The sequence below is a fragment of the Brevirhabdus pacifica genome (assembly GCF_002797755.1).
In the GTDB taxonomy this organism is placed as follows: Bacteria; Pseudomonadota; Alphaproteobacteria; order Rhodobacterales; family Rhodobacteraceae; genus Brevirhabdus; species Brevirhabdus pacifica.
Genome location: NZ_PGFI01000012.1, coordinates 90918 through 107343 on the forward strand (window position 1 = coordinate 90918; position 16426 = coordinate 107343).

Genomic DNA, 16426 nt, shown 5'->3' on the forward strand with positions numbered 1-16426 from the left:
AAAGCGACATGAACAAGCCCATGACCCTGAGCGATACCCAGACCAAGAAAGCCGTCACCATGCCGGACGCGCAGACTGTCACCTCGGTGCGGCACTGGACCGACAGCCTGTTCTCGTTCCGGGTGACGCGGCCGGCCTCGCTGCGCTTCCGCTCGGGTGAATTCGTCATGATCGGCCTGCTCAAGGAAGACGGCCGCCCCTTGCTGCGCGCCTATTCCATCGCCTCGCCCAACTGGGACGACGAGCTTGAGTTCTACTCGATCAAGGTGCCCGACGGCCCGCTGACCAGCCGCCTGCAGCATATCCAGCCGGGCGATCAGGTCATCCTGCGGCCCAAGCCCGTGGGCACGCTGGTCCATGACGCCCTGTTGCCCGGCAAGCGGCTTTACATGTTCGCCACCGGGACCGGCATCGCGCCCTTCGCCTCGTTGGTGCGCGACCCCGAGACATTCGAGAAGTTCGAGCAGGTGATCCTGACCCACACCTGCCGCGACGTGGCCGACCTGGCCTACGGGCGCGAGTTGGTCGAGGGGCTGCGGGACGATCCGCTGATCGGCGAGATGGTCGCCGGCAAGCTGATCTACTATCCCACCACCACCCGCGAAGAGAGCCCCCGGATGGGACGGATCACCGACCACCTGCGCGACGGCACGCTGGCGCGCGAGCTGGGCCTGCCACAGATCTCGGTGGCCGAGGACCGGGCGATGGTCTGCGGCTCGATCGGGCTGAACACCGACCTCAAGGAGATCCTCGAGGGTTTCGGCCTGACCGAGGGGGCCAATTCCGAGCCCGCCGAATACGTGGTCGAAAAAGCCTTCGTCGGCTGAGAATCAACGGCCCCTTTCGGGGGGCTCTTCGCCCCTACCCGGACCGCCGGCAGGGGCGCGGGTCCCTCCATCGCCTCCGGGACGGTACCCTGTTACCGGCGCGGCGCCCCGGATGCGCGCTGCCACAGGGGGCTCCTGCCCCCATGAGGCGAATTTATCGCGTCCCGGAACCCCTCTCCGGGAAAAGCAGTTGAAGACTGGCGGGTTGCCGTCTAATTTGCCCGCCAGTCGAACGAACCCATAGATCCAACCACAGAAGGAACGGCAAGATAGCCCGCAGACCCCACAACGCCCCCCCGGTGCGCGAGACCGGCCCCCGTGTAAACGAACGGATCCGGGCCCCTGAAATCCGCCTGATCGGTGCCGAGGGTGAAAACCTCGGGGTCGTGACGCCCAGCCGCGCCATGGAGCTGGCCGAGGACGCCGGGCTGGATCTGGTCGAGATTTCCCCCAACGCCGCGCCGCCGGTGTGCAAGATCATGGATTTCGGCAAGTTCAAATACGAACAGCAGAAGCGCGAATCCGAAGCGCGCAAGAAGCAGAAGACCATCGAGGTGAAGGAGGTGAAGTTCCGCCCCAACACCGATACGCACGACTATGAAGTCAAGATGCGCAACGTCTTCCGCTTCCTCGAGGCCGGCGACAAGGTGAAAATCACCCTGCGCTTCCGTGGCCGCGAGATGGCGCACCAGAACCTGGGCCGCGAGCTGCTGGAGCGGGTTGCCGAAGACGTCAAGGAACTGGGCAAGGTCGAGAACATGCCCAAGATGGAAGGTCGTCAGATGATCATGATGATCGGCCCCATCGCCAAGTAAATCCGGCTTTCTACGGAACGCCAGGCAAGCCCCCTCCTACCCGAGGGGGCTTTTTGCTGTCCGGGGCAAGCGCGCGGGATGCGGGATGGCGGCACGCTCAGCCCTCGCGCGGACGGCCCCGCTGCCGGGTTTCCTTCAAGAGGCCACCGATCGCCATATCGGCGAAATCCTCGGGGCCCGGGTGGATCCCGCAGGCCACTCGCGACAGAACGAAATCGGCACCGTTCAGCGCCGGGGAGCGGGCGCATCCCGGCAACCCGATTACGGGGGTGCCGCCAAGATCGCCCAGAAACAACAGGTTGCCCGGGTCGACCGGCATGCCAAAGCGGCTGACCCTGCCGCCCGCCGCCACCAGCGCCGTCGGCGCCACGTCGTGAATGTCCGACGTGGCCGAGCCAGTAAGGATAAGCCGCAGGTCGGCCCGCCCCTCGCCCAGTGCCGCGGCGATCGCGTCCTGGCGGTGGGGGGCCGTCACCACCCGCTCCAATGCTATCCCCAAGGCCGCAAGGCGGGCGCGCACGGCGGCGATGCCCTTGTCCTCGGGTCCCTCCTCTGCACCCCCGCCCGCGCCATCCGTGCGCGTGACGATCAGCTCGGCGCCGGCCAGCACGACGGGCCGCACCTGCATGGCGCCACGGGCCAGGGCCGCCACCTTTTCCAGCGCGCGGGCCTGCACCCCGTAGGAGATGATCTTGACCGTGCCGATCATCCCGCCCTCGGCGCATTGGGCGAAGGGCCGGGTCACTGCCAAGGTGATCATCGGGTCGATGGCGTTGAGGCGGCGGATCCGGTCGGCGTCCATTTCGACCACGCCGGTCCGGGTGGCATAGAGGTTGACCCGACCCGTAGCGGCGGCGCTGGCGCGCAGGCCGGTATCGGTGGCATCCCCCGCCCCGGCCACCAGGGCCTGGCCCAGCCGCGCCGCGGCCTCGTCCTCATGCAGGTCATCGGCCCCCAGCCGCGCGACGGTGATCCGCGCCACCCCTGCCCCCAGCAGCATGTCGATGTCGTCCCGGCCCAGGACCTGCCCCTTGCGCAGGCGCCCCCCGCCCGGCAAAGGCACCGAATGGGCCAGGATCGCCCCCGCACAGTCACGGGTGTCGAGGATTCCGAAGATCATGGCCCGCGCCGCAGGGCGCGGGTGAGTTCGGCCAGGGCCGACAGCGCGATCTCGGCCGGCGATGCCGCCCCGATGTCGAGGCCCAGCGGAGCGTTGATGCGGGCAATGCCTTCCTCGGACACGCCCGCCGCGCGCAGCCGCGCCACCCGCTTGGCATGGGTCCGGGTCGATCCGAGGCAGCCGATGTAGAAGGCGTCGCTTTCCAACGCCGCAAGGATCGCGGGATCATCCAGCTTGGGGTCGTGGGTCAGGGTGATGATGGCCGTGCGGTGATCGGGCGCCAGCGCCTTCAGCGCCGCGTCGGGCCAGTCATGGACCAGGTGACGGCCCGGAAACCGCTCGGCATTGGCGAAGCTTTCGCGCGGGTCGATGACGCAGCTGGCATAGCCCAGTGTGTCGGCCATGGACAGGAGCGCCTGGGCGATATGAACGCCCCCCACCACAACCAGGCGCAGGGGCGGATTGCCGATGGCGACGAATTCCGCCCCCTCGAAGCCAGAGCGATCAAGGCGAAACCTCTCGTTCAGTCCCTCATCGGCCCCATCCTCGGTCACGACGCGACGGGTCCATGTCACGGTGTCGACCAGATAGGCATGGGCGCGCCCCGCGGTGCGGCGGTCGATAATCTGGCGCAGGATGCCGACGGGAAGGCCGCCGCTCTCCGCCCGCTCGGCCACAATGGGCTCAAGCAGCACCCGGATCCGGCCGCCGCAGGCCAGGCCCACGGCAAATGCCTCGTCATCCGAGACACCGAATTCCAGCAGGCGCGGCGCGCCGTCGGCGATGGCCTCCTGCGCCTCGACCACCACCGCCCCTTCAACGCAGCCGCCCGAGACAGAGCCCGCGATCCCCCCCTCGCCGCTGACGGCAAGCTGTGCGCCCACGCGCCGGGGGGCCGAGCCCCAGGTTTCCACCACCGTGGCCAGAGCGGAGCCGATGCCGGCCTCGTGCCAAGCCAGGGCCTGTTCGGGAATGTCGTCGTGATGCGTCTCCATGGGCCGACTATTCGCCTGCCGCCGCCCCTTTGCAACCCGCGCCAAAGGCGTAAGCCAAAAACGAAAAACCGCGCCCCCGGGTGGGGGGCGCGGCCTGTTCTTCCCTGATCCGGCCAAGGGGGCCGGAAAGGTGCTGATTAGCGCGAAGCGGTCAGCAGCGGCGTGATCCGGCGGACCACAGCGCGGCGGTTGCGACGCTCATCGCCCTGGGTTTGCACCTTGAGGTATTTCTCACCATAGCCCTGAACCACGAGGTTCTCGGGCGGCACGTCGAAATACTCGGTCAGGGCCAGCGCAACGGTCTCGGCGCGGCGGTCCGACAGGGCCAGGTTGTAGGCGTCGTCACCAACGGCATCGGTATGACCTTCGATCAGGAAGACCTCTTTCGGGTTCTCCTGGATCTTGGTCTTGATCACCTCGCCAAGCTGAACCAGCGCATCGACCTGCTCGGGCTCGATCGCGGCCGAACCGGTGCGGAAGGTCACGGCCTCGAGGCTGACGGCCGGAGCGACGGCGCGCAGTTCGGGGGTCGAGCGGACCTGGGCCAGCGAGTAGGTGCGGCCAAGGTTCGGATCGCGGCTCAGGGCCTCGCGCAGGGCAGCCTCGTCAGCCGAGGACTGGATCTCGGGCTGAAGCTCGGCATCGCGCAGGGCAACGCGGTCGACCGGCTTGAACTCGACCGTGTCGTCGAAAAGCACGGTCTCGGTGCCATCGGCCTCGATCCGGATGCGGCGCAGAACGCGCAGCTCGGCATCGCGGACGGTCACGATCTTGGAGCCGTCCTCGCGGGTGATGGTCTGCTTGGTCGAGCCGTCGGCGTAGGTCGCGGTCTCGACGGTGCTGCCGGGCTGGCGCAGAAGGGCGTTGTCGTCCTTCAGCACGACGATGTCGTTGCCTTCACGCACGACCACACGGTCGCCCGAGTTGGTCACGACGTCACGGTTGGCCAGAGCCACGGCACCGATTGCCAGGGCGCCAAGACCCAGGATCGCCTTTTCCTTGTCGGTCAGGCCACTGTTGCCCGAGCTGGCGGTTGCGGTCGCACCAGTGTTTGCGTTGGCATTCGCGTCGGTGGTGGCGGGCTGTTCGCCCACGGCGTTGGCGAAGTCCTGGTCGCTGGTGCGGACCTCGTCGGCGGTCACGGTCTCTTCGGTGACCTGAGCCTCGGCGTTGCCGCTGTCAGCGGCGGCAGCCGCGGCAGCTGCGGGCATGACGCCAGCGGCCTTTTCGGCATTGGTCTGCTCACGCTGCTGGTGGGCGGGAACGGGCTCGGCCTCGGCAGTGGTGGACGTGGTGCTGCCATCGGTCGTGGCCGCCGCGTCACCGGTGCCGGAATCGGCCGTCGCGGTGGCGGTGCCATCCGTCGGGGCCGTGCCATCGGTGGTGGTGTCGGCCGTGGCCGTGCCGGTGGGTTCGGCGGTGGCCGGCTCACTGGCTGCCGGCGCGGTCGGGGTCGCGGCGGTTTCCGTGCTGGTGGTCGTCGACTGCTCGGTCGTCACGCCCGAACCATCGGCCTGCGCCTGAAGATAGGCGCGCTGCGCGTCCTCGGCCTGGATACGGGCCTGCTGGATCGACTGGCTGCGAACGTTGGGATCCATGTCCTGGCTCAGCTCGGCGTCCATCTGCTGGGCTTTCAGCTCGCCGGCCTGCTCGACCGTCAGCTCGGGAATGCCTTCGCAGGGCTCGCCAACAGGCGTTTCACAAGCCTGAAGGACCTCGGGGCTGGGCTCTTCCATGGTGGTCTCGGCGGTCTGTGCCATGGCCGTGGAGTTGAGCAGCATGGACAGGCTGGTGACCAGAGCGGTCGAGAAAGTGAGTGAACGATGCATTTTGTTCCCCTCCGTGGGTTTTTCTGCTTCGGCACCCAACGTCCACGTAAGGTTGCTGTTCCCTACCCATTTTCCGATTTTGCGAGATCGGCAAGAAGTCGCGCTTTTTCGCCCATGTCCCCGGGATCCGACAAGGCACGCGCCAACCCCTCGAACGAGGCGATGTTATGCCCGGCGCGGAAACTGTCTACGTGGGGCAGCATGGCGCGTATGCCCGTGGCGCGGGCCGCAAACCCGTCCCAGCGCAGCAGCGGGTTCAGCCAGATCAGCCGCCGCGCCGAAAGGCGCAGGCGTCGCATTTCGCGATCCAGCAGGTCCGGCGCGTCCCGATCCAGCCCGTCGGTGATGAGAAGGACAACCGCCCCCTGCCCCAGCACCCGGCGCGACCAGTCCCGGTTGAACGCGTGCAGCGCGGCACCGATGCGCGTCCCCCCTTCCCAGTCGCGGGCCTTGGCCCCGGCCTGGCGCAGGGCCGCATCGACATCGCGCTGGCCCATGTGGCGGGTGACGTTGGTAAGCTCGGTCCCGAAGGTGAAGGCATGCACCCCGGCCCATCCCTGTCCCTGCCGGTTCGAGACGGCGTGAACGAAATGCAGAACGGCGCGGGAATATTGCGACATCGACCCCGAGATGTCGCACAGCACCACCAGGTTGGGCCAGCGGCGGCCAAGGCTTCGCATGCGCGGCGGGCGCATCTCGCCTCCGCTGCGCAGGCTGTCGCGCAGGCTGGCCCGCCAGTCGGGCAGCCGCCCGCGCCGGTCCGGCGTCATGCGGCGCGAGATCAGCGGCGGCACCGGCAGGCTGAGCGTGGCGAGAACGCGCCGCGCCTCCGCCATCTCCTCCAGGCTCATCTGCTCGAAATCCAGGCTGCGCAGCCGTTCGCGCGCCGATTGGCTGCCCGTGGCATCAAGGACCAGCTCCTGGCTGTCGTCTTCCTTTTCCTCGGGGTCGGGCGGGACGTGATCGTCGGCCCTGTCGCCCAGCAGGGCCTGGGCCGCGCGCTTTTCGGCGTCGCGGGCCTTGCGGTCCTGCTGCACCCCCCGGACCGAGGGGCGCAGCAGCGACATAATCTGTTCCATGTAGCGCGGGTCGCGCCAGTAAAGGCGGAACAGCTGGGCAAAGACGGGCCGGTGCTGGGGCCGCGAGACGAAACAGGCATGCAGCGTCCAGTAGAAATCGGCCTTCTCCGAGAAGCCCGCCGCCTCGACCGCGCGGATCGCACCGATGGCCCGGTCGGGTCCCACGGGCAGACCGGCGCGGCGCAGGGCGCGCGCGAAATGCAGGATGTTGCGCGCCAGTTGCCCCTCCTCGGGGATCTCGAGCGAGGGCAGTTCCGGCCGCGCCGTCGTCATGGCCCGCCCCGGGGGCGCCCCGTCCTCACGCCGGCGCGCCCAGCTCGCGCGAAACTTCGTCCAAAAGACGCGCGGCCTCGGCGCCCTGCACCTTCTGGATGTCGTCCTGATATTTCAGGATGGCGCCCAGCGTGTCCGATATGACCTCGGGGCTGAGGTCGATCACATCCAGCGCCAGCAGGCACTTGGCCCAGTCGATGGTCTCGGCCACGCCGGGCTTCTTGAACAGGTCCTCGGTCCGCAGCCGCTGCACGAAGGCCACGACCTGGCGCGACAGGGCTTCGGCGGCCTCGGGGGCGCGGCCCTCGAGGATGCGCATCTCCAGTTCGAAATCCGGATAGTCGACCCAATGGTAGAGGCAGCGCCGCTTGAGGGCGTCGTGCACCTCGCGGGTGCGGTTCGAGGTCAGGATGACGATCGGCGGCTCAGGCGCCGCGATGGTGCCCAGCTCGGGGATGGTGACCTGAAAATCCGACAGCGCCTCCAGCAGAAAGGCCTCGAACGGGGCATCGGTGCGGTCGATCTCGTCGATCAGCAGCACGGGCGCGCCGCCCGGCTGGGGCCGCATCGCCTCCAGCAGCGGCCGCTCGACCAGATATTCCTCGCTGAAGAGCTCGGCCCTCAGCGCGTCGCGGTCGGCTTGGCCGCTGGCCTCGGCGGTGCGGATCGCGACCATCTGCGCGGCGAAGTTCCACTCATAGACCGCCGAGGACGCGTCCAGACCCTCATAGCATTGCAGCCGGATCAGGCGCCGGCCCAGGGCCGCGGCCAGGGTCTTGGCAATCTCGGTCTTGCCGACACCGGCCTCGCCCTCAAGGAACAGCGGCCGGCCAAGGCGCAGGGCCAGGAAGGTGACGACGGCAAGGGCGCGGCTGGCGACATAGCCCTGCTCGGCCAGCCGGTCGCGCACGGCATCGGCGGTTGAGATGTCCGTCAAGTCACGCTCCTTTCGCGGTGAATTCCAAAGCTGCACGCCCCGCCGCCTGCGTCAAGCGCCGCGGGCCCCCGGGGCGGGCCGCCCCCTCTGGACATTGGTCGCAGGCAGGGCTTTGATGGCGCGGCCCCGCGCCCCGGTATCCCGATCGTTGCCCGGCGGAACCGCGAGGCGTATACCGCCACCACACATGTTGCCAGGAGAGACCGCAGATGAACCAGACCGCCCCGATCCGCGCCGCAAAGGACGCCCCCGACATGGCGGCCTTCTCCTGGGAAGATCCGTTCCTGCTGGAGGATCAGCTCTCGGAGGATGAGCGGATGCTGCGGGACGCGGCCCACGAATTCGCGCAAAAGCGCCTGCAACCCCGGGTCATCGACGCCTACCGCGAGGCCAGCGTCACCCCCGAGATCTTCCCCGAGATGGGCGAGGCCGGCCTGCTGGGCACCACCATCCCCGAGGAATACGGCGGGCTGGGCGCAAGCTATGTCACCTACGGTCTGGTCGGCCGCGAGATCGAGCGTGTCGACTCGGGCTACCGTTCGATGATGTCGGTGCAAAGCTCTCTGGTGATGTATCCGATCTACGCCTACGGCTCGGAAGAGCAGCGAAAAAAATACCTGCCGGGCCTTGCCGCCGGCACGCTGATCGGCTGTTTCGGCCTGACCGAGCCCGACGCGGGCTCGGACCCCGCCGGCATGAAGACCCGCGCCGTCAAGACCGATGGCGGCTACCGCCTGACCGGCTCGAAGATGTGGATCTCGAACAGCCCCATCGCCGATGTCTTCGTGATCTGGGCCAAGTCCGAAGAGCATGACAACCAGATCCGCGGCTTCGTGCTGGAAAAGGGCATGAAGGGTCTTTCGGCCCCCAAGGTGGGCGGCAAGCTGTCGCTGCGCGCCTCGGTCACCGGCGAGATCGTGATGGACAATGTCGAGGTCGGCGAAGACGCCCTGTTGCCCAACGTATCGGGCCTTAAGGGTCCGTTTGGCTGCCTCAACCGCGCCCGCTACGGCATCGCCTGGGGCGTCATGGGCGCGGCCGAGTTCTGCTGGCACGCGGCGCGCCAATACGGCCTTGACCGCAAGCAGTTTCGCAAGCCGCTGGCCCAGACCCAGCTTTTCCAGAAAAAGCTCGCGGACATGCAGACCGAGATCACCTTGGGCCTGCAGGCCGCCCTGCGCGTCGGCCGCCTGATGGACGAGGGCCGCGGCGCCCCCGAGATGGTCTCGCTGATCAAGCGCAACAACTGCGGCAAGGCACTGGACATCGCCCGCATGTCCCGCGACATGCACGGCGGCAACGGCATCTCCGAGGAATTCCAGATCATGCGCCACATGGTCAACCTCGAGACGGTCAACACCTACGAGGGCACCCACGACGTGCACGCCCTGATCCTGGGCCGCGCCCAGACCGGGCTGCAGGCGTTTTTCTGAAACGCTCTGGCCCAGAGCAGACGGGCCCTAAGGGTGCCCAAAGCTTGAACCTAGGCTGACCGTTTTCGCTTCAAAGAGGGCCGCCCCCCGCAGGGTGGCCCTTTTGCATTTCGGGCTGCTGCTTGGCAATCGCACCCTCGGAGATGCAACATCCGCTTTGAGCCCTCTTTGACCGATACTGCGGGATGTACGAACGGCAGCTTTTGATGGTGCGACCAAAAACGTGACAAAACTGACGGCGATTTTGCTAAGGGTTTGTGGCACAAGACTTTTCACTGATTTCGGTTAATCATAGCGGAGAGCCAAAAAACGACCGTCTTAAGTACATGGAGTTTGGCAAGGGTTTTTATCCACGAGGCATGGGCAGGCAAAACCTCACGAAACGTTCAATCAGAACTGCAATCCCCCAACTTCTGGATTTCATCGCGTGTTTCGATTGCCTTGCTTCGAAGCCACGCGGCAAACCTTTGCACCTGCGGTCGCTTTGCGGCATCCGCCCGAAGTATTAGCCTATAGGGATGCGGCGCTATCAGGTGTTTATCCAAGCTAAAAGGATTGACGATTGAACCGTCTTCCAAATCACTTAGGACCAGAGACAAGCCGCATACAAAAAATCCAACGTTCTGGCGTACCGCATCCAATGCAAGCCGGGCATTCGGATAATGAACACCACGATCCGGGCCGCTTTCACGATGGCCGAATTTCTGAAACCATTCGACCCATCCGGGATGATCAACATCGTCCCGCTGTCTTTTCAGATGCAGGAGCGGCATCCCTTCCATCTGAAGTACAGGGTCCCAGCCTGCAATACGACGTGCGTTATCCGGACCGGTCACAGGTAGAAAGGCATCGGTGAACAGAGCTTCTCCGGGGCCTTCTCCGTAGTCGATACGTATATCGGGTACGCCCAATCTCAGCGGCACGTCTCCCGATCCATTTATACAGAACAGAATGTTGGGGTTTGCTTCACGGAAAGTGCCGAGACGCGGTTCAAGCCATAAATCCGCCCAGTCCGGGTCCGCAACAATCTGTATTTCGCTGACCCGTTGGAAGTCGAGCGTATCTGTCACCCGTTCGAGCGCGGCAAAGGCCATCTGCAAATCAGCAAGAGCGTTTTCAAGCTGGGCCGTCGGACGCAGGCCCGAACGCCCCCTCAGCAAAAGATCGGACCCAAGATAGTCTTCGAGCGTTCGAACACGCTGTCCGACTGCGGCAGGCGTGATGCCCAGCGTGTCGGCCGCAGCTTTAAGTGAACCCTTACGGATAGAGAGCTCAACCGCTTGGAGTGACTTTAGGTGGGTTAAGGTTACCATAGGTAAAGAATATCTTTAGTCCGCAAAATGTCAATGATAACTGCGTTAGGAAACCTTTAGTAGGCTAAACAAATTAGGGTTTTGAATTTGGCCGGAGGTCATGCACGGTCATGGAGCAACATCATTTGCACCACCAAAGGAAATCATCAAATGGACCGCTTCATTATCGAACGCGACATTCCTGGCATCGGCGAGTTTTCCCTTACTGAGCTTTGCGGTGCCGCCCGGGCGTCAAATAAGGCACTGGCCACACTCGGCCCCAGCATACAGTGGCAGCACTCTTATGTGGCAGGAGAGAAAACGTTCTGTGTCTATCTTGCGGAGAGCGAGGAAGAGATCAACAAGCATGCAGAGCTGAGTGGCATTCCGGTGTCGAACATCACAAGGATTTCACAGGTCATCGATCCATTGACAGCCAATAACTGAGTTCCTCGCGACTTCAAAAAAACCGGCAACGATTAAAAAATGGTTGTCGGTTTTTTTCGGCTTTGATCTGACAAACTCGGAATGTCTGATGAGCCAAAACTCGTCGTTTCTGTCACAGGCGAAAACGCCGGTTTTTGGAAAGAGATTATTTTGGCAACGATTGTTTTCGTTTAAATATACCGAACATCTATCTCTCCAACTCTCCTGAACATCACGAGTATCTAATTAGGAACTGAACCAACACCACTAACTCGTTGGCTATGAGTCCATATGCATGAACTTCCGAAAACCACCGTTTCTAGCAACGTCTCCTGCAAGCGGACATTGGTGTATTCTCGACCAAGGTCTGCTCCGTCCACTAAGCTGCCACGAGGCGTGGCTCCTTAGCCGCCGCTAACGGATCTGGTGCCCGAACCTTGCACTGCAAGAGGTGACCATGTCCGGGATCACACAACTGTTTACATGGCCCAACCGCCCCACGGTCCGTTTTCCCGACACGAAACGGCACCGCTAACCACGACCCCATCACCGCTTATGGATTACAGCGATCTGGTCCTTGCGGTCCTTCAGGTATCTCACCTGGTGGATGAAGCAGCCCGAGATGTCGTCGCGCAGGGCGTCGAAGGCTGCGGCGACCTCGGGGTCGTTATGGGCGAACTTGCGTTCGGCCAGATAGCTCTGGAACAGGTCGGCGGTCTTGGTGATGCGCGGGCGCTCGTAGGTTTCGGGCTGCCAGCGCAGGTCCTCGATGATGTAGAGCCCGCCTGATTTCAAGCGCGGGAACATCTCGAGGAAGGCGTTCTGCTGGTGATGGCTGGCGTGGCTGGCGTCGTCGATGATGATATCGCAGACCGGCAGGCTGTCGCCCGCCTTGGCAAGCTGGGCGCGGCTGTCCATGTCGCAACGCACGAAGCGGAAGCGGTCGTGCCGGAACCAGCTGAAATCCGAGACATCCAGCCCGATGATCCGGGCATTGCGGAAATATTCCAGCCACATGCGGATCGACGGCAGGTCCGGGGTCTCGCGGTCGGGGTCCTCGCCATGCTCGGGCCCGCCGATCAGCAGGCCCATCTCCATCAGCGTGATCTTGCGATCGCGGTAGGGCTGGAAGAGCATGTGATAAAGCTCGGTATAGCGGTGCTTGTCCGAGCCCTTGTCCGAGCCGAAGCGATTGGCAAGTTCGGTCAGGTCGGGTCGGCGCGTTCCGGGCTTCGGCGCCGCGGTTCCCGTCTTGGCCTCCGCCCTGGCAATCACCTTGCCAGCCGTGGCCGGTGCCGGCCTTTTGGTCTTCAACGTGGTGCCGCCCCTGCCCGTCGTCGCCGAAGCCGCGGGCGCGCCCTTGGCACGTTCGGCCCGGGCCGCACCCGGCTTCAGCGCCCCCGGCAGAGGCGTGGTCTTGACCGGCGCCTTCGCCATGTCGATCCCGTGCTTGTCCAGCAGCATGTGCAGGTAGCTGCCCTCCTCGGGCCGCCCGCCGTGGTTGGCGATGAAGCGTTTCATCCGCCGCCCGTAGAAATGGATCGAGAAGCTGTCGGGCTTGACCATGGCCGCGATCTTGGAATGGCCCGCCGCCCGCATCATCTTGCGCCGGTCGGCAAAGCCCATCGGGTAGAGCATGTGGCGCGGCAGCGCGAACCGCGCCTCACCGGTCTTGTGCAGGTAATGGCTGATGGCATGGGGCCCCCAGACCCCCCAGTCCATTTCCGAGACATGCTCGGGCGTGCCCGCGTCGGCCAGCGCCTGCAGGCGCTTGCGCTCATGCTCGGGGTACCATTCGGGGATGCCGAATTCATCCTCGGTCATCTCGAGAAGCTGGCCCAGCGCGTCGCTGTCGCGCGGCAGGCCCAGGACGCCGCCGTTGATGTGACGCTCGCTCTCCCAGCCGTAGAAATGGCCGGTGTCGGTGGTGAAGGGGCGCAGGCAATAGGCGTCGGTGTCGGCCCAGATCACCCGGTCGTTCTGTTGCAGCAGGTGATAGCGGAAGACATCCGAGAACAGGGCGAAGGACCCGGTGCGCCCGTGCTGGATGAAATTGTCAATCGACAGCACCTCGTTGCCATCCACCACCTCGACCCCGTCGGGCACATTCTCAAGCTCGCCATAATGGTAAAGCTTCACATGCTGGCCCGCGTCCAGAAAGGACTTGGCGCAGAGTTGTTCGACAAAGCTCAGCGGGCCTTTGACCCACAGCATCGCGATTTCGTATTCCGGTCCTGCCACTGGCTGTTCCTGTCTTCCTGTATTCTGTCGTCCTGCGGCTCAGGCCGCGCTGGCGGTTTCGGGCCGGATCAGGGTCAGCCCCGGCTCGGCCGCCAGTTCGGCCACGTCCTTGTCGTAGAAATGGGTCAGATGCTCGCGCTCCTGGGGGGTCCAGGGATCGTAGCCGCCGTATTCCGCGCCGCGCGGGTAACGTTCCTGAAGCTCGACCCGCTGGCGCAGCGCCTCGTCGGCGCCCTGCTCGTAGATCAAGCGCAAAAGCTCGGCCACCGCCCGCCCCGAGGCGGTGGGACGCTTGTTGCCATCCTTGGGCGGCTTCAGCTTCGAGATGTCGACGTCGGGTCCGACTAGGTTCTGGAACAGGCGCGGTTCCAGCTTGCGGAAATCCTCGTGCCGCCAGACGTGGATGCGGCTATCGGGAAAGAAGGTCTGGATGGTTTTCAGCACGTTCTGCCAGCTTGGCATGTTCTCCAGCACCTGGCGCTTCATCTTCTCTTCGCTGATGAACCACTCACCCGTGACCGAGCGCAGGTATTCCACGTAAGCCGAGGCGAAGAAGTCGGCATAGTTGCGCACCGCGATATGCACCTCGGCCACCGGCAGCGGGATCTGTTCGGCGAAATTCTGGATGAGCGCCCGGCGCCAGCGGTAAAGCACGCCGCGTTTGACGCAATGGCCGCAATGGCCGGCCATGTTCTCGTCGCTGAGGATGATCCGGCTGTGGCCCGATGCGATCAGCGGGTCGAAAAACGCCTTGGAATGGGCGGCAAGCTCGGCGTCCGAGATCCGGGGCGACCAGTCCAGCCCCAGCTTTTCATAGGCGTTGACCTGACAGGGGATCGTCAGCTGTTTGCGGGTGTCGCGGTGATGCACGTAGCCCACCCCGCGCTTGGCCAGATAGCCCGAGTTTCGCCCCAGCGTCGATTGCACGTGGCTGGTGGCGGTCTTGTGAAAGCCGCCGTGAAGGATGACCTGCGGCTGGCTCAACCCGCCTCTCCCCCTTGGGCGTCCTCGGGTCCGACCAGTGCGGTCTTGTCCACGGGGTCTTCCCCCGGCGGGTTGATGGCGACGATCTGGCTGTGGAAATCGGTCCAGCCCTCGCGTGCCTTCAGCTCGTCGATCTTGGCCCGGTGGATGGCAACGGCCCCGTCGTGCAGGCGCTTGAGTTCCGGATCGCTCATCAGCATCTCGAACTCGGCCCGCGCCTTCGGCAGATGCGGCGCGATCGAGGTGTCCTTTTCCTGATTCAGGTTCATGTCCGCCCAGTAAAGCAGCCCCTGATCCCGATCGATATGGTTGGTCCGGCCCCGGTCACGCTTGACCAGAAAGCTGTCGGCCGAGCGCACGGCGTAATGATGCAGCCGCGCGTTGTCGTGGCTGAAATTCTTGTGGGCGGACCAGCCCTGGGTCATGTAGCCCGGTGGCATCTCCTGCCCGCCCGCGTCCTTCCAGACCAGATCGGTGCGGTCCTGATGGAACTTGGGCCGGTGCACGCTGAGGCGCAGCAGCTTGTCGTTGCGCCGCACAAGTGTCTTGAGGCCCCGGGCCTTGTATTTCTCGAAATAGACCTCGGGGGCGGCCCATTCGAACTGCTCGGTCACGAAGCCTTCGCGGTAATCCACCTGTCCGCCCGCGCCGAAGATCTTCCAGCAAAGCGAGATGGCGTCGGCATAGCCCGTGGTCTCGATCAGATCGTCAAGGGTGCCCCCCTTGGTGCGGACGTTCAGGAACTCATCGCAATCGGCGCAGATAAGCCAGTCGGCGTCCTGGGTGAACTCGTGGTTGAACCCCCGCCGCAGGGCGACCCGCTGGGGGCTGGCGCCTTTCTTGAAACGGTTGTCCTCGTGCCGGGCGATGCCCAGTTCTTGCAACCGCTTGCCGATCAGGTCGGTGTTGTCGGTGCAGTCGTTGGTATAGATCAGGAAATCGGTGAAACCGATCGCGCGGTTGTAGGCGATCCACTCCAGCATGAAGGGACCTTCGTTCTTCATGGTGGTCAGGATCAGCTTCTTGTCGTTGCGCACGGGCGCCGGGTGCAAGGCGGGCGCCGGGGAAGCGCCTTTCTCGGTCTTGGGGTCCTTGGACCCTTTCCCGGCCGCCTGCCTGGCTTTCGGTTTTTCCGGCGCGTCCGCGGCCTGCCCCGCGCTTTCCGCCTCGGCCTCCATGCGCCGCAGGTTGACGCGGAACGCCTGGGTTGCCCGCTCGGACATCTGGGTGCGGCCCCGGTCGTCGAAATACTTTGCCAGCCCGCCACGATACCAGCGCAGCCCCCGCCGCGCCCGGTAGATGCGGTAGAAGTCCAGGGGCGTCAGCTCCTCGAACAATGCCTTATACATCACCGGCTTCAGCCCCGAGATACGGCGCATGAACACCGCCGATTTGTGGTTCGAGAACCAGCACTTGTAGCCGATGATGTTGTCGCCCGAGAAGCGGTTGAAATGCTTCAGATCCAGATCGAAGAACGGGTCATAGAAGATATGGACCTTGCCCAGCCCGGACGTCAGCTTTGCCGCGTCTCCCAGCGGCAGGCTCCAGTCCTGGCGCCGCCCGGACCAATAGCGCGTCTCCCACGGGACCAGCTCGGTATCCAGCGTCGACTGGGGGTTGAAGGCCACCACATGCGCCCCCGGCACCAGCGAGCCGAAGGCGATCGCCGCGTAGGCCCCCATCGAGGTGCCGGCGAACACCACCCGGTCGTAGCCGTCGAAGAACCCTTCCTCGGCCAGGCGCTGCATGCGCGCGATCAGATCCGCGTCGCGGTACCAGTCGGCCACATGGGCCATGATGCCCAGGTGCGAGATCTTCTGGTCGCGGGCGAACTTGAAGGCCCAGGGCACCCGCTCGGCGCTGCTGTCGTTGACGTTGGCCAGATTGTCGAAGCTGACCAGCAGACGCCGGACCGGCCGGCGCACGAACATCAGCGAATGCTTGCCGCCCTTCTCGAAGAACCCTTCACCATTGCCGCCGGGCGACAGCTCGTCGAACCACAGCGGCATCGCCCCCGCCTCCTCGCCCGTCTCGCCGTCGGGATCGTCCTGCACCGAATCCTCCCGGGCGTCCCCATCCTCGGCCCCGGTCGTGCGGCCGTCGTCGAAGGCCGTCTTGGGCTCGGCACGGGTCATGGCAATCCTCTTCACTGGTGCGGTCACGGGCGACGTGGCG

At 64.8% G+C, this 16426-nt stretch carries 13 protein-coding genes; 4 read left to right on the forward strand and 9 right to left on the reverse strand.

What is annotated here, in order from left to right; translation table 11 throughout:
* Window positions 1-8 precede the first annotated feature (8 nt).
* Window positions 9-827, forward strand: a complete 819-nt coding sequence (locus tag CLV77_RS09975; RefSeq protein WP_269843288.1) for a ferredoxin--NADP reductase — start codon at window positions 9-11, stop codon at window positions 825-827.
* A gap of 299 nt (window positions 828-1126) precedes the next feature.
* Window positions 1127-1642, forward strand: coding sequence for a translation initiation factor IF-3 (gene infC, locus CLV77_RS09980; protein ID WP_321174931.1), 516 nt, complete (start codon window positions 1127-1129; stop codon window positions 1640-1642).
* A gap of 97 nt (window positions 1643-1739) precedes the next feature.
* Here the strand turns inward: infC and CLV77_RS09985 are convergent, their stop codons facing one another.
* From CLV77_RS09985 to CLV77_RS10005, 5 genes are all read right to left on the reverse strand, one after another.
* The gene (locus CLV77_RS09985) at window positions 1740-2762 is read right to left on the reverse strand and encodes a molybdopterin-binding protein (protein WP_076980689.1); all 1023 of its coding nucleotides are present in this window, start codon (window positions 2760-2762) and stop codon (window positions 1740-1742) included.
* Window positions 2759-3757 (reverse strand): XdhC family protein, encoded by a 999-nt coding sequence (locus tag CLV77_RS09990; protein ID WP_076980688.1) that lies wholly within the window; start codon window positions 3755-3757, stop codon window positions 2759-2761. The genes CLV77_RS09985 and CLV77_RS09990 overlap by 4 nt, the downstream gene beginning before the upstream one ends.
* A 137-nt stretch (window positions 3758-3894) precedes the next feature.
* A complete protein-coding gene (locus CLV77_RS09995) occupies window positions 3895-5586 on the reverse strand; it encodes an OmpA family protein (protein ID WP_076980687.1) in 1692 nt (563 codons plus the stop codon).
* A gap of 62 nt (window positions 5587-5648) precedes the next feature.
* Window positions 5649-6938: a vWA domain-containing protein gene (locus tag CLV77_RS10000; RefSeq protein ID WP_076980686.1), complete on the reverse strand. Its 1290-nt coding sequence runs from the start codon at window positions 6936-6938 to the stop codon at window positions 5649-5651.
* A 25-nt stretch (window positions 6939-6963) separates the two neighbouring features.
* On the reverse strand, window positions 6964-7875 hold the full coding sequence (locus tag CLV77_RS10005) for an AAA family ATPase (RefSeq protein WP_076980685.1): 912 nt from the start codon (window positions 7873-7875) through the stop codon (window positions 6964-6966).
* Window positions 7876-8084: 209 nt separating this feature from the next.
* Here CLV77_RS10005 and CLV77_RS10010 point away from each other — a divergent pair, with 209 nt between their 5' ends.
* The gene (locus tag CLV77_RS10010) at window positions 8085-9308 is read left to right on the forward strand and encodes an acyl-CoA dehydrogenase (protein ID WP_076980684.1); all 1224 of its coding nucleotides are present in this window, start codon (window positions 8085-8087) and stop codon (window positions 9306-9308) included.
* A gap of 386 nt (window positions 9309-9694) precedes the next feature.
* Here the strand turns inward: CLV77_RS10010 and CLV77_RS10015 are convergent, their stop codons facing one another.
* Window positions 9695-10621, reverse strand: coding sequence for a LysR family transcriptional regulator (locus CLV77_RS10015; protein ID WP_076980683.1), 927 nt, complete (start codon window positions 10619-10621; stop codon window positions 9695-9697).
* Window positions 10622-10771: 150 nt separating this feature from the next.
* Here CLV77_RS10015 and CLV77_RS10020 point away from each other — a divergent pair, with 150 nt between their 5' ends.
* Entirely contained in the window at window positions 10772-11047 is a 276-nt protein-coding gene (locus CLV77_RS10020; RefSeq protein WP_076980682.1) for a DUF4242 domain-containing protein, read from the forward strand.
* Window positions 11048-11572: 525 nt separating this feature from the next.
* Here the strand turns inward: CLV77_RS10020 and CLV77_RS16740 are convergent.
* From CLV77_RS16740 to CLV77_RS10040, 3 genes are read right to left on the reverse strand one after another with little or no spacing between them, the layout of a single operon-like run.
* Entirely contained in the window at window positions 11573-13267 is a 1695-nt protein-coding gene (locus CLV77_RS16740; protein ID WP_233128136.1) for a hypothetical protein, read from the reverse strand.
* A 39-nt stretch (window positions 13268-13306) separates the two neighbouring features.
* Window positions 13307-14251, reverse strand: a complete 945-nt coding sequence (locus tag CLV77_RS10035) for a hypothetical protein (RefSeq protein WP_076980681.1) — start codon at window positions 14249-14251, stop codon at window positions 13307-13309.
* Window positions 14248-16386 (reverse strand): glycosyltransferase family 2 protein, encoded by a 2139-nt coding sequence (locus CLV77_RS10040; RefSeq protein WP_076980680.1) that lies wholly within the window; start codon window positions 16384-16386, stop codon window positions 14248-14250. The genes CLV77_RS10035 and CLV77_RS10040 overlap by 4 nt, the downstream gene beginning before the upstream one ends.
* Window positions 16387-16426 lie beyond the last annotated feature (40 nt).

Excerpts from the sequence above, each read along its gene's own strand:
- CLV77_RS09975 (WP_269843288.1), top strand. The coding sequence starts at position 9 with ATGAACAAGCCCATGACCCTGAGCGATACCCAGACCAAGAAAGCCGTC.
- CLV77_RS09985 (WP_076980689.1), bottom strand. The coding sequence starts at position 2,762 with ATGATCTTCGGAATCCTCGACACCCGTGACTGTGCGGGGGCGATCCTG.
- CLV77_RS09990 (WP_076980688.1), bottom strand. The coding sequence starts at position 3,757 with ATGGAGACGCATCACGACGACATTCCCGAACAGGCCCTGGCTTGGCAC.
- CLV77_RS09995 (WP_076980687.1), bottom strand. The coding sequence starts at position 5,586 with ATGCATCGTTCACTCACTTTCTCGACCGCTCTGGTCACCAGCCTGTCC.
- CLV77_RS10000 (WP_076980686.1), bottom strand. The coding sequence starts at position 6,938 with ATGACGACGGCGCGGCCGGAACTGCCCTCGCTCGAGATCCCCGAGGAG.
- CLV77_RS10010 (WP_076980684.1), top strand. The coding sequence starts at position 8,085 with ATGAACCAGACCGCCCCGATCCGCGCCGCAAAGGACGCCCCCGACATG.
- CLV77_RS10015 (WP_076980683.1), bottom strand. The coding sequence starts at position 10,621 with ATGGTAACCTTAACCCACCTAAAGTCACTCCAAGCGGTTGAGCTCTCT.
- CLV77_RS10020 (WP_076980682.1), top strand. The coding sequence starts at position 10,772 with ATGGACCGCTTCATTATCGAACGCGACATTCCTGGCATCGGCGAGTTT.
- CLV77_RS10040 (WP_076980680.1), bottom strand. The coding sequence starts at position 16,386 with ATGACCCGTGCCGAGCCCAAGACGGCCTTCGACGACGGCCGCACGACC.